Origin of the sequence: Sphingobacterium sp. UBA5639 (genome assembly GCF_002421245.1) — a bacterium.
Classification (GTDB): Bacteria; Bacteroidota; Bacteroidia; order Sphingobacteriales; family Sphingobacteriaceae; genus Sphingobacterium; species Sphingobacterium multivorum.
In genome coordinates, this window is sequence record NZ_DIJR01000037.1 from 316,977 (window position 1) to 339,392 (window position 22,416).

Sequence of the window (22,416 nt, forward strand, 5' to 3'; positions counted from 1 at the left end):
ACGAAACTATTTAAAAGTCTTTTCGGTCCATAGGGATGGACAATAAACAAATAGAGTGCACAATTACAATGATTGGCATTCATGATATAAACTATACAAAGATGAAAAAGAAAATTTTAATGGCAGTAGCCTGTTTATTATTAAGCGCTACAGGAGTTTTTGCGCAACAACGTCAACAACGCAGTCCTGAGGAACAAGCTAAAATGCGTGTAGAGCATCTTGACAAATTACTTAGCCTCAATCAAACACAAAAGGATTCGATCTATAACCTTACATTGACCCAAGCGCAACAACGGGCTGCTCTTCGAAACGATGGCAGAGATCGCAAGGCAAATATGGAAAAATTCAAACAGCTTCAGGAAATACAAACAGCTAAGATCAAATCTTGGCTTAGTCCCGAACAAGGTAAGTTATTTGACGAACAACAAGAAAAAATGAAGGAAAGAATGTCTAAACGTTCCGATAATTAATGATTAAAATTCTTTTAAAGAAAGGCTCTTGTTTTATGTACAGGGGCCTTTTTTATTGCTTGTATCTATTTTGTGTATACCATTATTTACCCATACAAGTCTTAGTCAATGCAGTATATTTTAATCATCACGAGGTGATCGCGCCGAACAAGATATCCGGCATCGGATAAATCATCGTTACCTTGTTTTGTTTATCCTAAACAAAACCAACGTATTGTTTTACAATCTATTAACACATTATCCTGTGTTAAAAATTTGTTAAAGTAACAACTTTAATACAATATAAATACCAATTCAAAGTTTTATAGTAAAACAGTTTAATTGTAACTTTTTAAATACAATAGATATGAAAAAGCTAATTTTAACAGGAATCGGATTCTTTTTGGCCCTCAGCCTAACATTTGCCCAACAGGGTACTCCGGAGGAAACTGCGGCAAAAGCAACAACTGAACTTGTTCAGAAACTGAATCTGAATGATGAGCAAAAGACTGCAGTATCAACTATATTATTGGATCAGGCAAAAACCGAGCAAACGATAACAAAAGACAGTAGCTCCTCTGCTGAAGTAAAAAATGAAGCACTAAATAAGCTTCAAAGCGAGGTAGACACCAAAGTCAGCCAGCTGCTAACCGAGGATCAAAAAGCACTTTACCAAAAAATAATTGCTGAGAGACCGGCGAAATCAGCCCCTGGGACAAAACAACCAGTAACAACTGACCCCACGCGTTAATAGTGAAAAAAATAGAGAATAAACATTGAATAATTTCATCTAAAATTAAACATCATGAAAAAGCTATTTTTAACAGGTATAGGTTTCTTTCTAGCAATGAGCCTAACATTTGCACAACAAACAACCCCAGAAGAGAATGCAACCAAAGTGGTGACCGAATTAGTGACAAAGCTAACATTAAACGAAGAGCAAAAAACAGCTGTGTCAACCATCGTATTAAACCAAGAAAAGGCTATTGCAGCCGTTATCCAGGACGCGACAGCTACAGCTGATGCCAAAAAGGAAAGCATAACCAAAATTCAAGGTGAATCCGATACTAAGATAGCACAACTGCTCACCGATGAACAAAAGACAGCTTATCAGAAATATGTCACAGAGAGACCCCCAGTAAGTATTCCTGCGACTCAAGAAAAAACTGAACAAAACGAATCCGGCAACGGACAGAGCAATCAATAACAACAATCGTTCTATTAAGAATGAAAAACCTCTAGACTAGATTATGTCCAGAGGTTTTTTAATACCTTACAAGAGCTTAAATGCATTAAAAAAGGGCTATCCAATCATCTTGGACAGCCCCTTTTGTTTACTGCTTACGGTAATTGACATTAAGATTTCAATTTTTTCATAATGTCACTTACATAAGTCTTAAATTTCTTGTCAGTTTCAATTAAATCCTCTACGGTTTGACATGCATAAATGACTGTCGAGTGGTCTCTTCCTCCGAAGAAAGCTCCGATCGATTTTAGTGAAGATTTGGTATGAGCTTTTGCTAAATACATCGAAATTTGCCTGGCCTGCACGATTTCACGCTTCCTAACTTTCGACTTTACCATATCTACAGGAACTTCAAAATATTCACAAACTAATTTCTGAATAAAATCCATTGAAATTTCCTTATGGGTATTCTTCACAAAGTTCTTCAACATCGATTTTGCTAAACCCAAATCGATCTCTTTCTTGTTCAATGTAGATTGAGCCAATAATGAAACCATAGCTCCTTCCAATTCACGAACACTGTTATCGATTTGTGTTGCGACATATTCCACTACATTTTCAGGTAAGTCAATACCGTCAGAATACATCTTCTTCTTCAAAATTGCCATTCTCGTCTCAAGATCAGGAATCTGAATATCTGCAGATAACCCCCATTTAAAACGACTAAGCAAACGTTCCTCCAAACCAGCTAAATCCTTAGGTGCCTTGTCTGAAGTTAAAATAATCTGCTTTCCAGATTGATGCAAATGATTAAAAATATGGAAGAAAATATCCTGTGTTTTTTCTTTACCAGCAAAATTATGCACATCATCCATAATGATGACATCCATTGCTTGATAAAAGTTAACGAAGTCATTGATTGTGTTATTTTTCAATGAATCCACAAACTGTTGACAGAATTTTTCACAAGACACATAAATGACCAGTTTATCGGGAAGATTTCTCTTGATTTCATTTCCGATTGCTTGGGCAAGGTGTGTCTTTCCTAAACCAACATCACCATAAATCATCAAAGGGTTGAATGAAGTACCACCCGGTTTATTCGCCACAGCATATCCTGCAGAACGAGCAAGACGGTTACACTCACCTTCGATAAAATTTTCGAATGTATAGTTTTGATTCAATTGCGGATCAACCTGCAATTTTTTCAATCCAGGAATAACAAACGGATTTTTGATATCCCTATTTAAAGATACCGGCACAGGGATAGATTGCCTTTTCCCTTCTGCTCCATTGCCATTCGATGGAAGATTAGTCGTATAAGGATGAGAAGCTGAAGACTTCTCCACTACAATATTGTATTCCAATCTACCTTGTTCTCCTAGGAATTTCTTTACGGTCTTGCGAAGAATTCCTACATAGTGTTCTTCCAACCACTCATAAAAAAATAAGCTAGGCACTTGAATAGTCAAAACGTCACCCTCCAAACGGACTGCTTTCACAGGTTCAAACCAGGTCTTGAAACTTTGTGCTGGTATATTATCTTTGATAATCGAAAGACAATTATTCCAGACACTTGAATACGTTTTTTCCATTCTAAAATTGTTAATAAGTTGATTTACAATACGCGACAAAAAATATGTTGATAACTTTCTCTGAGAACGAAGATGACAAAAAAAAATCAGCTAAAAAACTAAAATATAAAATAATTGATAATACATTATATATCAGTATTTTACCGTGTAAAATTGTGGAAAACTAGCGCTAAAATTGATCTCTAAAAATAATTATTAACATTCCAAATTTATTTCAAAAAAAAGAACAAAAAAAGTAGCAAACTTACTACCTATCAGTCCTTAAGGTCTAAATCTAAATTAACCAAAATAATAGCTAATTACAATCTTTAGTTCATATATTTTTAATATTAAATTTATAAGAATTTAAAGCCAACTTAACATCATTGTCAGAGGACTATTAAAGTTATTTACGCACAACCTTAAAACAAAAATCAATGCGGATTATAGGACAGAAAAAAACAAATTGTAACAGATGAGATGAGTTCTAAATTCAAACATCCCTACCCTTGAAAAATGAAAAAGGAGATCNNGATCTCCTTTTTCATTTTTCAAATGTATAGCTCTTATCCGACCATTGAGCTGGTCAATTTTCCATTGCAAAGTTTTTTGGCTTCTGATACGATAGCATCAGCATCGTAGTGTGCATGCTTCCACTGTGCATTTTGTTCAGCATGCTCAATGATCTTATCCGGAATACCCAAACGAACAACCTGGCTATGATATCCGTGATCGGCCATAAACTCCAATACAGCCGAACCTATGCCCCCCTGTAAACTTCCATCTTCAACCGTGATAATTTTATCAAATTTCTGAAAGACCTGATGAAGCAAAGCTTCATCCAATGGTTTAGCAAATCGAAGATCATAATGCGCTGGATGTATTCCCAGTTCATTTAACTGCTGTACCGCTTTAACAGCTTCATTTCCTATCGCTCCAAAACTTAAGATAGCAAGCTCCTCACCTGCTGATATAAGACGCCCCTTTCCTATTTCTATTTCTGTAAATGGGCGACGCCAGTCTGGCATAACACCATTTCCTCTAGGATATCTAATAACAAACGGACCTTTATTGGGTAACTGCGCTGTATACATTAAATTTCGTAACTCTTCCTCATTCATCGGCGCAGAAACCGTCATATTTGGAACACAGCGCATAAAAGCGATATCATAAGCGCCATGATGTGTCGCACCATCCGCACCGACCACTCCCGCACGATCCAAACAGAAAACAACATTCAGATTTTGTAATGCAACATCATGGATGACTTGATCATAAGCGCGTTGCATAAACGACGAATAGATATTACAGAATGGTAATAATCCCTGTGTTGCGAGTCCCGCACTGAATGTAACTGCATGCTGCTCAGCAATACCAACGTCAAATGCACGGCCAGGCATAGCTTTCATCATAATGTTCATGGAAGAACCAGAAGGCATTGCAGGCGTGATCCCCACAATCTTATCATTTTCTTCCGCAAGCTCAACTAAAGTATGTCCAAAAACATCTTGAAATTTAGGTGCTACCGGTTTATCATTCAAAGACTTCTTGATCTCACCCGTAATTTTATCGAATAGACCTGGAGCATGCCATTTCGTCTGATCTTTTTCAGCTAGCGCAAAACCTTTTCCTTTGATGGTGACGGCATGCAATAATTTAGGCCCCGGTATATGCTTAAGGTCTTCAAGGGTCTTAGCCAATTTCTTGACATCATGCCCATCAACCGGTCCAAAATATCTAAAATTTAAAGATTCAAAGAGATTGGCATTTTTTAATAAAGTTCCCTTTATGCTTTTTTCCAATTTTTTGGCAATACCAAGTGCATTTGGACCAACTTCCGAAATCTTGGTCAATACAGCTGCGATATCGTCTCTAAAACGATTATAGCGCTTGGAGGTTGTTATACTTGTCAAATACTCCTTCAATGCGCCTACATTAGGGTCAATGGACATGCAGTTGTCATTCAGAATAACCAAAAGGTTTGATTTCGAAATACCGGCATGATTAAGTGCTTCAAATGCCATTCCACCAGTCAAGGCACCATCACCGATAACCGCGATATGCTGACGATCCTTTTCACCCTTTATTTGGGAAGCGACTGCCATGCCTAATGCTGCAGAAATAGATGTTGACGAGTGTCCAACACCAAATGCATCGTATTGAGATTCAAAACGGTTAGGAAAACCCGAAATTCCGTTCTCAATTCGATTTGTATGAAATATATCGCGACGCCCCGTTAGGATTTTATGCCCATAAGCCTGATGACCTACATCCCAAATCAATTGATCGTATGGGGTATTCATTACGTAATGTAACGCCACCGTTAACTCGACGACTCCCAAACTTGCTGCAAAGTGACCACCATTAACCGAAACCTGATCAATAATAAATTGACGTAATTCCTGACTTAACTGTTCTAATTGGTCTTCCTTTAGCTTTTTAAGATCAGAGGGATCGTTTATTTTACTTAATAGTTCTCCAGCCTCAAACTGCATAGTACTGCTATTTACATGATATGTTCGTACAAAGTAACGACAATTTTATTTAATCTTTAAAATAAATCGCATTTACATATTGATGAACAACAAATAAAATAATGAATAGTTTGTATCGAAGTTATTCCAAAAGATTTTATATGTAAATTTGTATAAGATATGCAAGTAGAAGAAGGCTACGAAATCAAGCTTCCTCAATTTGAGGGACCTTTTGATTTATTATTATTTTTTATCGAACGGGATGAACTAAATATCCACGATATACCGATTTCAAAGATTACAGATGATTTTTTATCGTATGTGAGCCAAATGCAAGCGCTCAATATGGAAATGGCAAGCGAGTTTATCTTTGTTGCTTCTACACTGATGCGTATCAAAGCTAAAATGCTATTACCTCGTCTGGATCTGGACGACAATGAAAATGAAATCGATCTAAGAGAAGATCTTGTTCAAAAACTTATTCTCTATAAGCAATTTAAAGAGACCTGTGAAGAATTGAGAGTCTTGGAAGAAAATCGTCTCAAACTATACAGCCGAGGCAACATACGCTATGATATCCATCAAAGACTAAAATTAGATTCTACCGGAGAAAATTTGGATAGCTTCGACCTCTATGGTCTAATGATGATTTACGAGCAAATGATGTATCAATTCCGTAATCGTCCCCCTGAAGTAACCCATACAGTTGTCAAATATCCATACACCATTGAACAACAGAAGAAAGCAATTGCCGAACTGATTGAAATCAATAAAAAATTAGATTTTCAAGAAATTCTTAAAAACTCAGAAAATAAAATACAGTTCGTCTATAACTTTTTAGCGATTCTCGAAATGCTCCAGCAGCGATTATTACAGATCGAAGTGGGCTTAGGCTATAACAATTTCAATGTAGGTGAAAGAGATCCAAATGAGACGGAGGAACTCCTGTTTGAGGAAGAAGAAGCATAAAAAAAGACCTGTTTTGAACAGGTCTTTTTCGTATTAATCTTTTTTCTTAAATGCATTCCAGCCTTGTGCCGTTATCGGATAAAGATTCCCAGATTTGGAAATCATCTCACAACCTCCCGATCTTGGCGTCATATAACCAATAATACTAATATCAGGTAAATTCTTAATTTTATCGTGATCCGATTGCGCTATTGTAAACAATAACTCATAGTCCTCACCACCATTAAGTGCAGCTACGGTTGGATCAATGCCAAATTCCCGCCCCGTATCATAAGTCATCTGATCCAATGGAATTTTTTCCTCATATAATCGGCATCCTTTATCTGATTGTCGGCAAATATGAAGAATTTCAGATGCAAGCCCGTCCGAAATATCCATCATCGCTGTGGGCTTGATCCCTAGCTTGGCAAATAATTCAACAATGTCTTTCCGGGCTTCAGGTTTCAATTGGCGTTCAACGATATAATCCTTTCCTTCCAAATCAGGTTGTACATTCGGATTTTCTAAATAAATCTCTTTCTCACGTTCCAAGAGTTGTAAGCCCATATAAGCTGCACCGAGGTCACCGGACACACACAATAGATCTCCTTCCTGTGCTCCACTACGATAAACGATCTGATCTGCATCAGCATAGCCTATACTTGTCACAGAAATAACCAGCCCCTGTGCTGAAGCCGAAGTGTCACCCCCGATTAAATCGACATTATACTTCTTACAGGCAATCAAAGCTCCTTGATAAATTTCCTCTACGGCTTCTAATGGAAATTTAGAGGACATACCGATTGAAAAGGTAATTTGAGAAGCTATTCCATTCATCGCATAAATATCGCTCAAATTGACTTGAACAGCTTTATAACCTAAATGTTTTAATGGTACATACCTAAGATCAAAATGAATCCCTTCCAACAATAGATCAGTCGATACCAAAGTCTTCTTACCTTCGAAATCTAAAACAGCCGCATCATCCCCAATCCCCTTCACAGTGGATTTCTCTGTCAATTCAACAGCCTTACTTATATAATCAATCAGTCCAAACTCGCCCATTTCCTCTAGATTGGTCCGCTCGGTATTATCAAAATCAAACATGCTAAAAAGTTTAAAAGTTTAATATAGGTAATGCCGGATAATCATCTTTGACTGATGCATTAAGATGGCATTACAAAACAAGTATAGCTATAAGTCCAATGAATTTATATGCTTATCCAGCTAAGCGTCTTAATTACAAGCTAGGACAAACATTCATAAAAATTGTTTGTATTACGTTAAAAATCAATAATCTACGATAGCTAATCGTAGCAAAATACAACAAATCTATAGTCCTAAGCGCGCTGATATTTCCAACATACGTTCAATAGGACGTTGTGCACGAAGAATCACATCCTCAGTAAGAAGAATTTCAGGGGACTCATACTTTAGACAGTTGTATAGCTTTTCAAGCGTATTAAGCTTCATATGCGGACAATCATTACATGCACAGGCATTATTAGGAGGAGCAGGAATAAAAGTCTTATGTGGACTCGCTTTTTGCATTTGGTAAAGAATGCCTGATTCTGTAGCAACAATATAAGCCTGGGCTTTATCTGTTTGGGTAAATTTAAGCATTCCAGCAGTCGATCCCACATAATCAGCTATCGCGAGTATATGATCTTCACACTCTGGATGGGCAATAAACTTAGCCTCGGGGTGCTCGCTTTTCAAACGGTCAATTTTATCTTGAGAAAAAATTTCATGCACCATACAAGCTCCATTCCAAAGTACCAGGTCACGTCCTGTTTTCTTCTTAACATATGCACCTAGGTTGCGATCTGGACCGAAAATGATTTTCTGATCCTCCGGAAGACTCTCAACAATCTGAACAGCGTTGCTTGATGTGCATACAATATCTGAAAGAGCTTTCAATTCAGCCGTACAATTTACATAGGTAATCACCAAATGATCAGGATATTGCTCTTTAAATTTAGCAAAAAGATGTGGTGGGCATGAATCTGACAATGAACAACCGGCTTTAGCATCTGGCAAAAGAACCTTCTTCGTCGGTGAAAGTATTTTAGCCGTCTCAGCCATGAAATGTACTCCAGCAAAAACAATTACATCTGCATCGGTTTTCGCAGCTTCCTGCGATAAGCCAAGACTATCTCCTATATAATCTGCTATATCTTGTATTTCAGACTCTTGATAATAGTGAGCCAAGATGACAGCCTTCTTTTCTTTCTTTAAGCGTTGGATCTCTTTAATCAAATCCAGTGAGGGATCAATCGGAGCATCGATATAACCTTTTGCTTGAAGCTCATAATTTACAATTTCCATGCGAGTAGTTTCAACTTTTATGAGCAACAAAAATAAGCATTGTTATATATATAAAAGTCAATTAAAAGCAAATTAATCAAGTCGTGGTAATATAGCTCTCGCTTCCATTTGATCCATTAGTAGATTATAGTGAATAAAACACTGATATAAAACCTATTATTAATTAGTAACAGATTACAACGTGTTTTTTAAGTCGAGCTCATTGGATAATGTAAGTTTGTAAATTTGATCGAACAATGGCGACTTTTGTCCAATTACATGATTTTGTAGAACTGACAGCAATATATGTACTTGATCATGCAAAACAAACATTAACAAACCTTAATAGTTAAATTAATTTATATACAGTTTAATTATACAGTGTTATGCCCATATAAACTCTTTTAGACTTGGATATTTGGAAAACTATTCAAGCTCTTCGTTTATAACAAAAACTGAAAGGGTTTATTTCACATTATTTCGATCTTCGAAAATCAGTTTCATCCATAACTTACTTTCGTAGCCTAAGAAACGTTTTTAGGCATATTACAAAACAATGAAAAATATGGCACAAAAGGAAGCTTTATTTATTAACATTTCAGATAAGAAAACGGTTTTGAGGCCGTATAGGATAGATTAATAAATCTTGGATTGATATAATTTTATATCAAATTCTCAGCGAGTTTATTTTCGCAAATTTTGAGAGAATTGTCTATACGTGCAGCACGGAAAGCATAAAAATAGCACCGAAAATGAAATAAAGGCTCTTAGAATCGTCTATAGCATATTTTATCACTGCCTAACCAATATATGGCATTCTAATCGCGAGTAGCTGAAGTTTATATATTCTCATTTGCCAACTCATACAGCAACGATGACCAGCGTAGGACCAAAATCAATTTTCCTAAATCATAATACGCCGCAAATAACCAATAGGAGGCATTATTTCCAAAATAAACCCGTCGAGAATAGCATATATAAGAATTATTAGCCTGTAAAAATGAATATAGGAATATAACAGGGATAAATTTATCGGATCAGGCCTAATAGGGTTGAATAAAATAATTCAGAATAAACACGATAAGAATTAGATATTTATAAAAAGATCAAATGAGTCGAGTAGAAGCGACTTTAAAAGGCACTAATTCCCGCAAATTGAAATCCGACTAAAATAATGTGTATAGTATCCAAAATAAACTGGATGAGAATTAAAAATTGACCGCTGTGATCTAGAGTAGTGCTTTTATTTAATTCTAAGAAGCTTAATAAAACTTTTTTTGCTATCTAATTACAGGAAATTTTACAGCAATCACAAATTCAGTCGAAATAACACAAAATAAAGTTAATAATACCTTGTATCTAGATAAAAATCCTTTAAATAGCTCTATTCTAAACTCAATATAACACAATCGGAGCGTATATCCCGCTAGAATAATCATCTGGCAATAACTATCGCATAAATTACAATAAACTCAAAATGTATAACTTAAAAGATATTAATTCATATAAAATAAAAAATAAATTATTCAAAATTTAGCCATTTCTAAAATTTGCATTAAAATTTGCGGATTTATAGTACTCGAGATTCAAATATATAGATAATATTAAAAAAAATACTAAATATGCAACTGATAAAGCGCTTTAAAAACGACAAACTCGCTTAGAATTAAATATTCCATACAAATAACGAATCAACAAAATATATTCAATCTATAAGAGCTTAATTTTAGAAAAATAAACCCTGAGAATGATCTAAAAAATTGCCAGATAGCAATAATCCAAAATATTCTAATGTCACTGATCTAAATTTGGATATTTCCTCCATTTAACCGATGTTGGGCTGCAAATATAGTAAGATTGTTTGTTCTGCAATAAATTATTTGAAGAAATTATCTGCATTCCAAAATTATTAACAAGTCAATCTTCGAATTTCAGTTAGATCTTAAAAAATTTACTATTTAAGGCTATAGAATGTCTTAAAAAGCCCTGAAAACAAATTTTTAAAAAATATCCAATTCTAAACAGGTATATTTTTAAACAATCCCCTTGAGATTCTGTTTAAAATTCAATCCCCCGAAAACCAAACAAATATCGTAGCCAAATCTGAATATAAACAGGCAGATCCAGGAATAAAAAATTCCAATAACCAAATACCTCTCAATTTCCATTTTTGAAAACTTTGCTGATAAAGTACAGAAATTTTTGACGCCAATTTTACCTCGTTGAGAAAGCAAAATTCACATATTTTTGAAAAAAATACGCAAATAAGCAAACCTCAAACAGTTTAAAATCCAAATATCAAAATCAATTAAATTGCCTTTTTCATATCAATTTTAAAAGCAAAGATTAGCAACAATTAGAATTCAATAAAAGAATTTATCTGCTCTAAAGACAGAAATATTAAAATCTCATAGCATCCAAATTAGAATTAAAACTTTTCTGAGCCGATTTCTATCGGTTACAAAGCGATAAAATTGAAATAAGATCCCACACGGGAAAATATCCAAGTATAAAACGACTTAAACCTATATTTTTTTTAAAAAAATTATAAATAACGCGCTGAAACTAGATTAAATCCATACACAAAAAAAATAAAATAAATAGTCAATCCTAAAGCGCTTTAAAAGTCAATAGGAAATTTAAAAAATAAAATAAACTCAATTAGAATTAAATATTTCAATAGGGGACTTTATAATTCCCGAATATCGAAATCTAACCGCTTCTAATCGAACTTGACAAAACTAAACAAAGATTTTCGAACGTATTCCACAATCTTTTTTTTCAATAAATACTAATTATTTAAAATAGAAAATCTCTTATTGTTTATTATGGTGTGGAAAAGTGGTATAAATTAGGTTATTTCGATTTTGATTTTAGGTTTTTATAGAGTTTTCAACAATTTTTCAACAGAATTTATTCATTAAAGACCTGATTTTTAAAATTCTAAATTATCTTATTTTTTATTTTCCATATATTTTTGTTGAATAGTTTTTGTTTAGAAAATGTGGAAATCTCTAGATTTTTGTGCGGAAAAATTTTAGAAATAAGGCTTGAAAATAGGAGATTTGTGAATTGTTAAATACTTTTCATTTTTATTTAACCTTTTATTTACACGTTTTCCACATTTTTCGTTAATTTGAATCGTCACTTTTGGGGATAGTTTGTGAATTTTAATTTATATGGCAGATAGAAAGGTAGATTTTTTGGTCATTGGATCAGGTATTGCTGGATTAAGCTTTGCTTTAAAAGCATCGAAATTCGGTAAAGTATTGATAGTCACTAAGTCCAATGAGGATGAGTCTAATACAAAATATGCGCAAGGGGGAGTGGCTGCCGTTGTGGATAAGTCAGATAGCTTTGAAAAGCATATCATTGATACTCAGATTGCTGGGGATGGTTTATGCGATGTTGAAATTGTGGAAAACGTAGTGAGAGAAGCACCGGAACGGATTGCAGAACTTATTTCATACGGAACATCATTTGACAAGGAGGAGTCGGGGTTATATGATCTGGCAAAAGAGGGGGGACATTCCGCTCATCGTATTTTGCATTATAAAGATATAACTGGCTATGAAATTGAGCGTGCATTATTGGCGCAAGCACATAGTGATCCCAACATTGAAATCGTAACGCATTACTTTGCCATTGATTTGATTACACAGCATCATTTGGGGGAATACGTGGATAAGAACAGGGAAGACGTTACCTGTTATGGAATTTATGCTTTTAATACCTCATCACATTTAGTAGATAAGATTTTGAGTAAGGTTACTGTGATGGCTTCTGGAGGAGCAGGGCATGTTTATTCAAGTACAACAAATCCAACTATTGCGACTGGAGATGGTATTGCTATGGTGTATCGGGCAAAAGGTAAGGTACGTAATATGGAGTTTATGCAATTTCACCCTACTTCTTTATACAATCCAAAGGACTCTCCTGCATTTTTGGTATCTGAAGCCGTACGTGGATTTGGAGGTATTTTAAGAAGGATCAATGGTGAATCTTTCATGGAGGAGTACGATGAACGTGCTTCTTTGGCACCAAGAGACATCGTTGCTAGAGCTATTGATGCCGAGATGAAGAAATCTGGTATAGATTATGTGTACCTTGATATCACGCATCGGAATAAGGAAGATATTATCAAGCATTTTCCAAATATTTATGAAAAGTGTCTTTCGATCGGACTGGATATGGCGAAGGATTTTATACCAGTTACACCGGCTGCGCATTACCTCTGTGGAGGCATTTATGTAGATGATTTTGGACGCAGTAGCCTCGTTAACTTATATGCTTGCGGAGAGTGTTCTTCTACTGGCCTACATGGGGCAAACCGATTAGCTTCTAATTCACTTCTTGAAGCGCTTGTTTATGCACATCGTATTTTCCTGGATGCCACAAAGTCGATAGGATTGATTAACCATATTGTTGATGTCCCCGAATGGGATGACTCTAAAACCTCTCTTTCAAATGAGGATATTTTGGTAAGTCATAATTTACGCGAGTGCCAAAAGATTATGAGTGACTATGTTGGCATTGTCCGTTCCGATTTTAGGCTTGAAAGAGCTCTTAAACGGCTACATCTCTTGTATGAGGAGACCGAAGAATTTTATCGAAATACAAGGCTTTCTGTTAAACTGTGTGAATTACGTAATGTTATTCAAGTAGCTTATATCGTGACAAAATCAGCTATGTTACGGAAAGAAAGTAGGGGATTGCATTATACAACGGACTATCCGAAACATTCGGAAGTATTACAGGATACAATTTTTTAAGGAATATGGCACTTATTTTATCTGTTTTGGATAAATCTCCGGTGATAGCCGAAGAATGCTTCTTAGCACCCAATTCAACGATTGTAGGCGATGTGGAGATTGGACATCACTGTTCGGTATGGTTTAATGCTGTCATACGCGGAGATGTCAATTATATTCGTATCGGTAATTATACTAATATTCAAGATGGAGCGGTTATACATTGTACCGATAAGAAATGCGGTACTTCGATCGGAAATTATGTAAGTATAGGGCATCAGGCTATGGTACATGGATGTATTTTGGAAGATCATGTACTCATTGGTATGGGAGCTATCGTTATGGATAATGCGATTGTTGAATCGAATGTTATTGTAGCAGCTGGTGCAGTAGTTTTGGAAAATACTCGTTGTGAATCGGGATTTCTATATGCTGGAGTACCTGCCAAAAAGATAAAAGCACTTACTGAAGAGCAGAAAGATCTATTGCAGAAACTACCACATAATTATGTTCTGTACAGTTCCTGGTTTTAGCTTAATCGAATTAGCAATATTAAATAAGTTATTTTAGAATGGCCTCAATTAATTTTTTTTGAGGCCACTCAATGAAAAACTATCTTTCTGTTCCCAATTAGCACGTATCGTAAATACTTTATTTAGATATACAACAGGTTCAGGAAAAGTTTTCTTTTCGACATCTCCAGTGTCCCAGATTCCATTATTATTGTCGTCGCGTATCACACGTATACTATACTTTCCTCCAGGATACTGTTTGTATACAACAGCCGGGGTGTTCATGTTTATTTTGTCGACGCGATAGACCTTATCTTTTTTCTCATTGATTAACTCAACCAAATAGGTTGTATTGCTATCTAGATCTGTAAAATCAAATGTCAGATCCCCATAGTTTTCACTATCGTCATAGGTCAAATCGAGCTTTTTCTCTTTGTTTTGTTCGCCAAAATAGCCTGTTATAGCGCCTTCTGTAAACTCGATTTGGTACTTTTTCTCTTTTCTCCAATTATAGCGAATATGGTAGATATTGGTATTTGCTGTATCTACGGCTAGTTGGTAATTGGTCCGGACCAATGAGTCTTCTTTGAATTTTAACTTGGTTTTATCGATATTTTTGATCGGTGTGAAAGCAGATACCTGAAGGTGTGTAATTCGATCGACCCGTCCATTATTTGGCGTAAAAATAGGCTCAATTGTCTGCTCTATTTTTACATTCCCTTTTCTAATGAGAATGGTATCCAATGGTCTTTCATTTTCTGTCAGAACAAGCTTTAGGGAGTCTATTTTTAAATTTGGAATAAACAAAGTAGCCGAGTCTGATGTCTTTGAAAAACGTACTTTTTTATCCTTGTTGTTTACTTCGTCATTTAGGATATCAAGTTTGGGCTTGTCGACTCTTCTATTAAAAACAAGAAGTATACTTCCATTTTTTTCAAATTTCTTCTCTTGGGTTCTAAACTTTTTTGGGATTCCTTTGAAGATCTCCAAGTTGATATTGCTCAAGTCTCGCTCTAGCACGATAGAGTCTTTTAGGAAACCTATTTCTTCATCAGCACCATTATAGATTCTATCGTTATTTTTTTCTTGAAGTGCGTAAATGCGATAAGTTCCCTCTCTTAGATTGTTTAGTTTATAGTTACCTGCAGTATCCGTTGTCGTGAATATATTCGCCTTCTTTTTACCAAAAATCGAGTCTTGGCTAATGGGGATCAACAAGACTTTAACATCCTTTTGGACCTCTTTCGTTATAGCACTTTTTACATTACCGGATATACTGAGTGAATCTATTTTATCTCCTGTCGCGAATACGTAAGCATAATTGACCAATGCATTTCCAGCGTTATAATCAACTAGTCCTTTACCGAAGTATATGCTGTAGGTTGTATTCTTTTCTAGGGAATCAGGTAAGGTAATTTCTAGATTTTTTTTCTTCACCTTGATTTCTGGATTGCTTCCCATGTCTGGCGTAATACTGAATTCCTTTTGTTGATTTGCCAGCTTGATATACTCGTCAAACGTGATCACTATTTTTTTAGCTGTAAAATTCTTCGAAAAATTCGTAGGGCTTTCCAATAGTATCTTCGGAGGAATAGAATCTTTTGGCCCCCCCGTGGGCTGTTGTATGCTCGCACATTGTATGGACAAGCCAATAAGCATAATAAACATGCTTAAAATAAGTAATCTTGTTTTTAAGCTACTTTTTAGCCTTTCTGAACCACTTTTATTTTCTCTTAAAGAAGTTGTCATAAAAAATAGAATATTGTCTTAAATCGCTTATTTTAAGCTTTGTGATGTTTAGTGTATAAGTATTTAGCTTTCAGTTGTTTAACTCATATGGACCATCAATACAGTGATATCAGAGGGCGAAACGCCTGAGATTCTTGAAGCTTGCCCCAGTGTACGTGGTTTAACTTTAGATAACTTTTGTCTTGCCTCAATTGATAGCGATGTTAATAGGCTGTAGTCAAAATCAGGATTAATTTCTCTATCTTCCATCTTCTTCATGCGATTGACAATTTCCATCTCTTTATCGAAATAGCTTTCATATTTGAGATTGATCTCTGCTTGTTCAATGGTATCATTATCGAATTGGGATACATAGTGTGCAAAGCCTTCGTCTCCTTTCAGAATATCTTGGATACCAACTTGTGGTCTTGCAAGAACATTACTCAACCTTGTTTTTTGTGGAAGTGCGCTTGAGCCAACTTCGGCTAATACGGTATTCATCTTTTCGACATTGGTCGAATTTTGTTTGAGATACTCGATTATTTTATTGGAGTTATCAATTTTGTTTTGCACTTTTTTGAGTCTTTCTTCTCCTACCAATCCCAATTTGTAAGCTAATGGGGTTAGGCGAATATCAGCATTGTCCTGGCGTAGAAGTAGACGATGTTCTGCTCTTGATGTAAACATGCGGTACGGCTCTTCAGTTCCTTTTGTTACGAGGTCGTCGACCAATACACCTATATAGGATTCGGATCGTTTTAGAATAAGTTCCTTATCATCATTGATGCGTTGATGCGCATTTATCCCGGCTAGGAAACCTTGAGCAGCGGCTTCTTCATAGCCAGTTGTCCCATTGATCTGTCCTGCGAAAAATAGATGTTTCACCAATTGGGTTTCCAAGGTTAGATCCAATTGCATTGGTGGAAAGTAGTCGTATTCTATGGCATAACCTGGGCGGTACATTTTCGCATTTTCAAAGCCTGGGATCAATTGCAAAGCTTTCAATTGTACGTCTTCTGGCAATGAGGTGGAGAATCCGTTGACATAAATTTCCACTGTTTTGAAGCCTTCGGGCTCCACGAATATCTGATGTCTTTCACGCTCGGCAAAACGATTTATTTTATCTTCTATTGAAGGGCAATAGCGTGGTCCCAATCCTTTGATACGTCCCGTAAACATGGGTGATTTTTCAAACCCAGTGCGTAGCATTTCGTGGACCTTATCGTTTGTATAGGTAATCCAACAACAGCGTTGTTCAGTTGGTATTTCTACATCTGTATAGGAGAACCGCCCTCTTTTTTCATCGCCCCACTGTTCTTCCATTAATGCATAGTTGAGGCTTCTTCCATCTATACGTGGTGGAGTACCTGTCTTCATTCTTCCTGATTCGAAACCAAGGGAAACAAGTTGTTCGGTTAAACCTGTGGCTGCCTTCTCTCCTGTTCTACCGCCTCCAAATTTCTTGTCCCCAATGTGAATTACACCATTTAGAAAAGTTCCATTGGTCAGTACCACGGCGTCCGATTCTATTTCTATTCCCATCGAAGTGATGACACCGCAAGCTTTTCCGTTTTTTACGATAACTTCTTTTACGGTATCTTGCCACATATCTAAATTAGGAAGAGACTCGAGTTGTAATCTCCATTCTTCTGCAAACCGCATTCGGTCATTTTGGGTCCGCGGACTCCACATGGCAGGACCTTTCGAAAGATTTAACATTCGGAATTGAATGGTTGATTTATCTGCTATGATACCAGTATATCCGCCCATAGCATCAATTTCTCTTACTATCTGTCCTTTGGCTACTCCACCGATAGCGGGGTTACAACTCATTTGCGCTATTACTCCCATATTCATTGTGATGAGTAAAGTGGACGAACCTAAGTTAGCTGCTGCCGCCGCTGCCTCACATCCGGCATGCCCCGCACCAACGACAATTACATTATATTTTTTAAACATTTTTCTATTCTTGTTCCACGTGAAACGTGGTGTTTTTATTTCTTTGTAAATTTACGTTTTCTTTGTGTTCCACGTGAAACCTGTGGTGAAATTTTACATAAAATCAGCAAGATATAACCATCTTTCGGATTTATCGTCTATCTGTTTTTGGATAGATTGAATTTCTTCCGCTAAGGAAGAAAGTTTTAGATGATCTGTTACCTGGTTTAGTTCCTCCGTTTTTAACGCTACTTGTGTTTCCAGTTTTTCGATTTCTTCTTCTAGTTTGTTATATTCCAATTGTTCCTTGTACGAGAGTTTTTTCTTTTCCTCTTTTACAATTGGCTTTACCTGTTCTTGGGTTATCCTTTTTTGTTTTTCCTTTTCTAATTTTTGGATTTCTTCCTGTTCAAGTTTAAAGTCGGCATAATTTCCGTTGTATATCTGCACGATCCCCTTTCCTTCAAAAATGAAAAGTTGATCCGTCAATTTATCTAATAGATACCTGTCGTGTGATACTAATATGAGTACTCCTTTGTAGTTGTCAAGAAAATCTTCCAGCACGTTTAATGTATCAATGTCCAAATCATTGGATGGTTCATCCAGAATTAAAAAATTTGGATTCTTCATTAAAACACGCATTAATTGAAGTCTTTTTTTCTCCCCCCCACTTAATTTGTTAACGAAACCAAATTGTTTTTCAGGAGGAAATAAAAAGTGGGTTAGCAGCTGTGAAGCCGTGATTACTTCCCCATTTGCCATTTCAATATAGTCTGCTATATTTTTTACAACATCTAATACTCGATCGGTTTCATTTACTTCCAATCCGCCCTGTTTATAGTAGCCATATACTGTGGTTTCCCCTACCGCTATAGACCCTTTATCAGGTTTTTCTTCTCCCGTGATTAAATTAAGAAAGGTTGATTTTCCAGTACCATTTTTTCCAGCTAGACCAATACGATCACCTTTTTTAAAGGTGTATGAAAAATCATGTATGATTTCTTTTGCTCCATAACGTTTGGCAACATGTTCTAGTTCGAGTATTTTTGAGCCCTGCCTGCTTACTTTCACACTGAGTTGTACCGAGTCGTTTCCTTTAATTGCTTTAGATTTTTCTTCCAAGTCATAGTATGCTTCAATACGTGATTTGGATTTGGTACCACGTGCCTGTGGTTGACGACGCATCCACTCCAATTCACGGCGAAGTAGATTTCTGCTTTTCTCAACCATAACCGCATCAATAGTTTCACGTTCCGACTTCTTTTCCAGAAAATAAGAATAGTTACCTTTATAGGTAAAGAGATTGCCCCTATCCAGCTCTCGAATTTCCGTACAGATATTATCCAAGAAGTAGCGATCGTGCGTTACTAAAAGAACGGTTTTGCTACCTGTTGTTAGTAGTTTTTCAAGCCATTCAATAGTCTCTATATCCAAATGGTTGGTGGGTTCATCTAATATATAAATATCCGGCTCGTCTATCAAAAGCTTTGCTAGCGCAAGGCGTTTTCGTTGGCCCCCTGATAAACTTTTGATATCTTGATGGAAATCCATAATGTTTAAACGATTAAGAATCGTCTTAATATTATGCTCATACTCCCAGGCATTCAATGAACTTATTTTTTCTGTAAGATCTTCTAATTTTTTCTGATCGATATCAGTTTCCAATAACAGCTCCTCGTACTCACGGATAAGACGTTGTTGATCGTTGTCTGTACTATAAATAAAATCGTTGATTGATTTTAATCCTGTGAAATCAGGATCCTGTTCTAAGAAACCAATTTTTATACCTTTTTCTTTTACAACTTTTCCTGAGGTTGGTAAGATTCGCTCTGCTAAAATGGCGAGTAAGGTTGATTTACCTGTGCCATTGATTCCGACCAAGGCCACACGTTCTCCCTTTTGGAGACCGAAATGTAAATCTTTGAAAAGCCATCGATCATGGAAGGAATGGCTTACTTGTTCTGTAGCTAAAATACTCACGTTATATCACCCTAAATTATATTCAGTCAATTTACACGCCAAAACACTACCAGTAGGTTTCTTCTCTTGGTAGTTTATATCGTGTTGATAATCAATATTTTAGTTATATTTCTATTGATTGTCAGTTATTTATATATTGAATCAATAATCGTTTTGATTGCTGACTAATGTAATCTATTGGGTGGCATATGATCAAATGTTAGCCTTTGCCATTGGGTAAAATGATAATTCGAAGTCCCAAAGGTTCGCTTGTTCATTTGGAATGCTCGCAAAAATAAAGAATTAGTTTCTTATTCGATGCGAAAAAAGCTTCGTTATTTGATTAATTGGCAATAATGATACTGCCCTGATAAAATTAATTCAATGCGTAATCCGCTATCAGATTGAAACGTGGTATTTCAACTTGAAAGCTGCCGTTGTCCAGTGTTCGGATCATATTATAATATCCTTCCATGAATCCGAATTCGCTATTGAGATTGCAACCTGAGGTGTATTGATGAGTCTGACCAGGTTCTATAATAGGTTGTTCGCCTACTACTCCTTCTCCAGATACCTCCCTATAGTCTCCTTTTGCATCAAAAATTTTCCAATAGCGACTTATCAATTGAACCGTGTAATCGCTGAGATTTTCTATGCTGATATGATAAGCAAACATGAAATGTTCACGGTCCGGATTCGAATACTCCGATTGATAGATGGTTTCAACGGAGATTTTTACGCCTTCTGTAATTTGTGTGATCATTTGAATGATGTTTATTGTTGCAATGAATATTTACGCTAAAATACTAATAATGAGTTTAAAAATCTAAATTATAATCATTTTAAAAGGTTAAATAATGCTAAGTTTAAAATTAGTATAGCCAAATGGACCTTAATTAGTAGGTTTGTATTATGGCAAATGGTATCTTATATTTAATTCCTGTTCCATTGAGTGATGACGCAGCTTTCCAGTCATTTACTCCGTATTTAGTGGAAACAATCAATTCATTGGACGAGTATATTGTAGAGAACGAAAAAACGGCGCGCAAGTTTCTAAAACTTGCAGGTTTAAAGATTCCGCAGAGCGAATTAACGATCCATGATTATGGAAAACATGTGCGGGACAAGGGAAATATAAATGATTTTTTCGAAGGCTTGAAACAAGGCAAAAGTGTTGGATTAATGTCTGAGGCGGGATGTCCTGGTGTTGCTGATCCTGGAGCTTCTATTGTAGCACGGGCACATCAATTGGGTATTAAGGTAGTTCCTCTTGTTGGACCAAGCTCTATTCTACTGGCACTTATGGCTTCCGGATTTAGCGGTCAGAAATTTGCCTTTCATGGTTATTTGCCTATCGATAAAATTGATCGAGCTAAGGAGATTAAAAATCTCGAACAGCAATCAGCACGTGAAAAGCAGACGCAAATTTTTATTGAAACTCCATTTAGAAATAATCAGCTTTTAGCCGATCTACTAAAAATATGTAAACCTTCCACCTTACTCTGTGTTGCGTCAAATGTAACAGCTGCCGACGAAAATATACAAAGTTTGACAGTTGGTGAGTGGCGAAAACGATCGTATGATTATCATAAAAAGCCGACTATTTTTTTACTTTATGCATGATGTTTTTAGAGCTCCCCCCTACCCTATTTTCATTGATGAAGTTTAATGATGAAATTAAAAGCTGTTTTTACATGAGTGAAGTATGTTTTAATAAAGTAAGTGAGTGCTTACATTTTGTTTTTTAATCAATATGTGAACCAGGGTATCAGAATAAATGCTGAATAGAGTTTGTTAACCGTCTAGAATGATTTAATATATAACACGATGAATTACTGTAGATTATTGTCTATTATGTTTTTGTTTTCATTATTTGGATTCAGTAAAGATCTTGCTGCACAGTCTTCTACATATGTTATTGTCCATGGAGCTTGGGGTGGTGCTTGGCAGTTTAAAAATACGACGGTTGAGTTAGCTAAAAAGGGAAATGAGGTGTACCGACCCACACTAACAGGCCTGGGTGAGCGTTATCATTTAGCAGATACTTCTATCCGATTACAAACGCATGTCGATGATGTTGTGAATACGATCCTGTTTGAGGATCTCCATGATATTATATTGGTCGGACATAGTTATGGTGGGATGATTATCACGGCTGTGGCAGATAGTCTTCCGGATAGAATCCGTAAATTGGTTTACTTGGATGCTATACTACCGGAGGATCAACAATCTGTAATGAACTTAATGGGTAAATCCAGTGCAGCAAATGGACTGTTAAAATTAGAAAAGGATGGTTATATTTTTCCTTTCTGGGTGAAGGACATTAAGAAGCTTCCTAGGGATGTCCCCCACCCGTTAAGAACAATGACAGACAAGATCAGTTTAAAAAATCCGAAACGACTTAAAATTCCAAGTACTTACATTTTGACTTATGAGGATGGCAAAACAATTGAGGATGATGATTTTTACCCGTTTTATAGGAAGGCAAAAAATATAGGTTTTAAAACAGTCGAATTTGTTGGAGATCATAATCCACAAATAAAAAAGTTGAAAGAATTAGTAGATTTGTTGGAACAGGAATAATAAATAA

16 protein-coding genes are annotated in these 22,416 nt (G+C 35.9%); 8 read left to right on the top strand and 8 right to left on the bottom strand.

Annotation, left to right across the window (positions count from 1 at the left end):
• Window positions 1-101 precede the first annotated feature (101 nt).
• From B4Z90_RS24870 to B4Z90_RS24880, 3 genes are all read left to right on the top strand, one after another.
• On the top strand, window positions 102-470 hold the full coding sequence (locus B4Z90_RS24870; protein WP_286803613.1) for a hypothetical protein: 369 nt from the start codon (window positions 102-104) through the stop codon (window positions 468-470).
• 346 nt (window positions 471-816) lie between these two features.
• The gene (locus tag B4Z90_RS24875; protein WP_112375167.1) at window positions 817-1,200 is read left to right on the top strand and encodes a hypothetical protein; all 384 of its coding nucleotides are present in this window, start codon (window positions 817-819) and stop codon (window positions 1,198-1,200) included.
• 54 nt (window positions 1,201-1,254) lie between these two features.
• A complete protein-coding gene (locus B4Z90_RS24880) occupies window positions 1,255-1,656 on the top strand; it encodes a hypothetical protein (RefSeq protein ID WP_070562646.1) in 402 nt (133 codons plus the stop codon).
• A gap of 149 nt (window positions 1,657-1,805) precedes the next feature.
• On the opposite strand, the gene dnaA is transcribed toward B4Z90_RS24880, so the two are convergent.
• Both dnaA and dxs read right to left on the bottom strand, forming a co-directional pair.
• Window positions 1,806-3,230, bottom strand: a complete 1,425-nt coding sequence (gene dnaA, locus B4Z90_RS24885; protein ID WP_046672557.1) for a chromosomal replication initiator protein DnaA — start codon at window positions 3,228-3,230, stop codon at window positions 1,806-1,808.
• Window positions 3,231-3,775: 545 nt separating this feature from the next.
• A complete protein-coding gene (gene dxs, locus B4Z90_RS24890; protein WP_159333486.1) occupies window positions 3,776-5,704 on the bottom strand; it encodes a 1-deoxy-D-xylulose-5-phosphate synthase in 1,929 nt (642 codons plus the stop codon).
• 159 nt (window positions 5,705-5,863) lie between these two features.
• Between dxs and B4Z90_RS24895 the strand changes: the two genes are divergently transcribed.
• On the top strand, window positions 5,864-6,652 hold the full coding sequence (locus B4Z90_RS24895; RefSeq protein WP_159333485.1) for a segregation and condensation protein A: 789 nt from the start codon (window positions 5,864-5,866) through the stop codon (window positions 6,650-6,652).
• Window positions 6,653-6,685: 33 nt separating this feature from the next.
• Here B4Z90_RS24895 and thiL read toward each other — a convergent pair whose 3' ends face one another.
• The gene (gene thiL / locus B4Z90_RS24900; protein ID WP_159333484.1) at window positions 6,686-7,738 is read right to left on the bottom strand and encodes a thiamine-phosphate kinase; all 1,053 of its coding nucleotides are present in this window, start codon (window positions 7,736-7,738) and stop codon (window positions 6,686-6,688) included.
• A gap of 225 nt (window positions 7,739-7,963) precedes the next feature.
• Window positions 7,964-8,959 carry a quinolinate synthase NadA gene (gene nadA, locus B4Z90_RS24905; protein WP_070562663.1) on the bottom strand — a complete coding sequence of 332 codons (996 nt, stop codon included), beginning with the start codon at window positions 8,957-8,959 and terminating at the stop codon, window positions 7,964-7,966.
• Window positions 8,960-12,117: 3,158 nt separating this feature from the next.
• Between nadA and nadB the strand changes: the two genes are divergently transcribed.
• Window positions 12,118-13,710 (top strand): L-aspartate oxidase, encoded by a 1,593-nt coding sequence (nadB, locus tag B4Z90_RS24910; RefSeq protein ID WP_159333483.1) that lies wholly within the window; start codon window positions 12,118-12,120, stop codon window positions 13,708-13,710.
• Window positions 13,711-13,715: 5 nt separating this feature from the next.
• Window positions 13,716-14,222, top strand: a complete 507-nt coding sequence (locus B4Z90_RS24915) for a gamma carbonic anhydrase family protein (RefSeq protein ID WP_286803615.1) — start codon at window positions 13,716-13,718, stop codon at window positions 14,220-14,222.
• 48 nt (window positions 14,223-14,270) lie between these two features.
• Here the strand turns inward: B4Z90_RS24915 and B4Z90_RS24920 are convergent, their stop codons facing one another.
• From B4Z90_RS24920 to apaG, 4 genes are all read right to left on the bottom strand, one after another.
• Window positions 14,271-15,950 carry an Ig-like domain-containing protein gene (locus B4Z90_RS24920; RefSeq protein ID WP_286779519.1) on the bottom strand — a complete coding sequence of 560 codons (1,680 nt, stop codon included), beginning with the start codon at window positions 15,948-15,950 and terminating at the stop codon, window positions 14,271-14,273.
• A gap of 78 nt (window positions 15,951-16,028) precedes the next feature.
• The gene (gene mnmG, locus B4Z90_RS24925) at window positions 16,029-17,888 is read right to left on the bottom strand and encodes a tRNA uridine-5-carboxymethylaminomethyl(34) synthesis enzyme MnmG (protein WP_070562672.1); all 1,860 of its coding nucleotides are present in this window, start codon (window positions 17,886-17,888) and stop codon (window positions 16,029-16,031) included.
• A gap of 93 nt (window positions 17,889-17,981) precedes the next feature.
• Complete coding sequence (locus B4Z90_RS24930) at window positions 17,982-19,847, bottom strand: ABC-F family ATP-binding cassette domain-containing protein (RefSeq protein WP_286803616.1); 1,866 nt, start codon at window positions 19,845-19,847, stop codon at window positions 17,982-17,984.
• A 355-nt stretch (window positions 19,848-20,202) separates the two neighbouring features.
• Complete coding sequence (apaG, locus tag B4Z90_RS24935; protein WP_046673176.1) at window positions 20,203-20,589, bottom strand: Co2+/Mg2+ efflux protein ApaG; 387 nt, start codon at window positions 20,587-20,589, stop codon at window positions 20,203-20,205.
• Between the two features lie 149 nt (window positions 20,590-20,738).
• On the opposite strand from apaG, the gene B4Z90_RS24940 reads away from it, so the two are divergent.
• Together B4Z90_RS24940 and B4Z90_RS24945 are read left to right on the top strand one after the other, a co-directional pair.
• Window positions 20,739-21,449: an SAM-dependent methyltransferase gene (locus B4Z90_RS24940; protein ID WP_070562678.1), complete on the top strand. Its 711-nt coding sequence runs from the start codon at window positions 20,739-20,741 to the stop codon at window positions 21,447-21,449.
• 204 nt (window positions 21,450-21,653) lie between these two features.
• Window positions 21,654-22,409, top strand: coding sequence for an alpha/beta hydrolase (locus tag B4Z90_RS24945; protein ID WP_286777418.1), 756 nt, complete (start codon window positions 21,654-21,656; stop codon window positions 22,407-22,409).
• The last annotated feature ends 7 nt before the right edge of the window (window positions 22,410-22,416 follow it).

What these genes read in the sequence shown, in the direction of transcription:
- B4Z90_RS24870 (WP_286803613.1), top strand. Translation starts at nt 102, where the DNA reads ATGAAAAAGAAAATTTTAATGGCAGTAGCCTGTTTATTATTAAGCGCT.
- B4Z90_RS24875 (WP_112375167.1), top strand. Translation starts at nt 817, where the DNA reads ATGAAAAAGCTAATTTTAACAGGAATCGGATTCTTTTTGGCCCTCAGC.
- B4Z90_RS24880 (WP_070562646.1), top strand. Translation starts at nt 1,255, where the DNA reads ATGAAAAAGCTATTTTTAACAGGTATAGGTTTCTTTCTAGCAATGAGC.
- dnaA (WP_046672557.1), bottom strand. Translation starts at nt 3,230, where the DNA reads ATGGAAAAAACGTATTCAAGTGTCTGGAATAATTGTCTTTCGATTATC.
- dxs (WP_159333486.1), bottom strand. Translation starts at nt 5,704, where the DNA reads ATGCAGTTTGAGGCTGGAGAACTATTAAGTAAAATAAACGATCCCTCT.
- B4Z90_RS24895 (WP_159333485.1), top strand. Translation starts at nt 5,864, where the DNA reads ATGCAAGTAGAAGAAGGCTACGAAATCAAGCTTCCTCAATTTGAGGGA.
- thiL (WP_159333484.1), bottom strand. Translation starts at nt 7,738, where the DNA reads ATGTTTGATTTTGATAATACCGAGCGGACCAATCTAGAGGAAATGGGC.
- nadA (WP_070562663.1), bottom strand. Translation starts at nt 8,959, where the DNA reads ATGGAAATTGTAAATTATGAGCTTCAAGCAAAAGGTTATATCGATGCT.
- nadB (WP_159333483.1), top strand. Translation starts at nt 12,118, where the DNA reads ATGGCAGATAGAAAGGTAGATTTTTTGGTCATTGGATCAGGTATTGCT.
- B4Z90_RS24915 (WP_286803615.1), top strand. Translation starts at nt 13,716, where the DNA reads ATGGCACTTATTTTATCTGTTTTGGATAAATCTCCGGTGATAGCCGAA.
- B4Z90_RS24920 (WP_286779519.1), bottom strand. Translation starts at nt 15,950, where the DNA reads ATGACAACTTCTTTAAGAGAAAATAAAAGTGGTTCAGAAAGGCTAAAA.
- mnmG (WP_070562672.1), bottom strand. Translation starts at nt 17,888, where the DNA reads ATGTTTAAAAAATATAATGTAATTGTCGTTGGTGCGGGGCATGCCGGA.
- apaG (WP_046673176.1), bottom strand. Translation starts at nt 20,589, where the DNA reads ATGATCACACAAATTACAGAAGGCGTAAAAATCTCCGTTGAAACCATC.
- B4Z90_RS24940 (WP_070562678.1), top strand. Translation starts at nt 20,739, where the DNA reads ATGGCAAATGGTATCTTATATTTAATTCCTGTTCCATTGAGTGATGAC.
- B4Z90_RS24945 (WP_286777418.1), top strand. Translation starts at nt 21,654, where the DNA reads ATGAATTACTGTAGATTATTGTCTATTATGTTTTTGTTTTCATTATTT.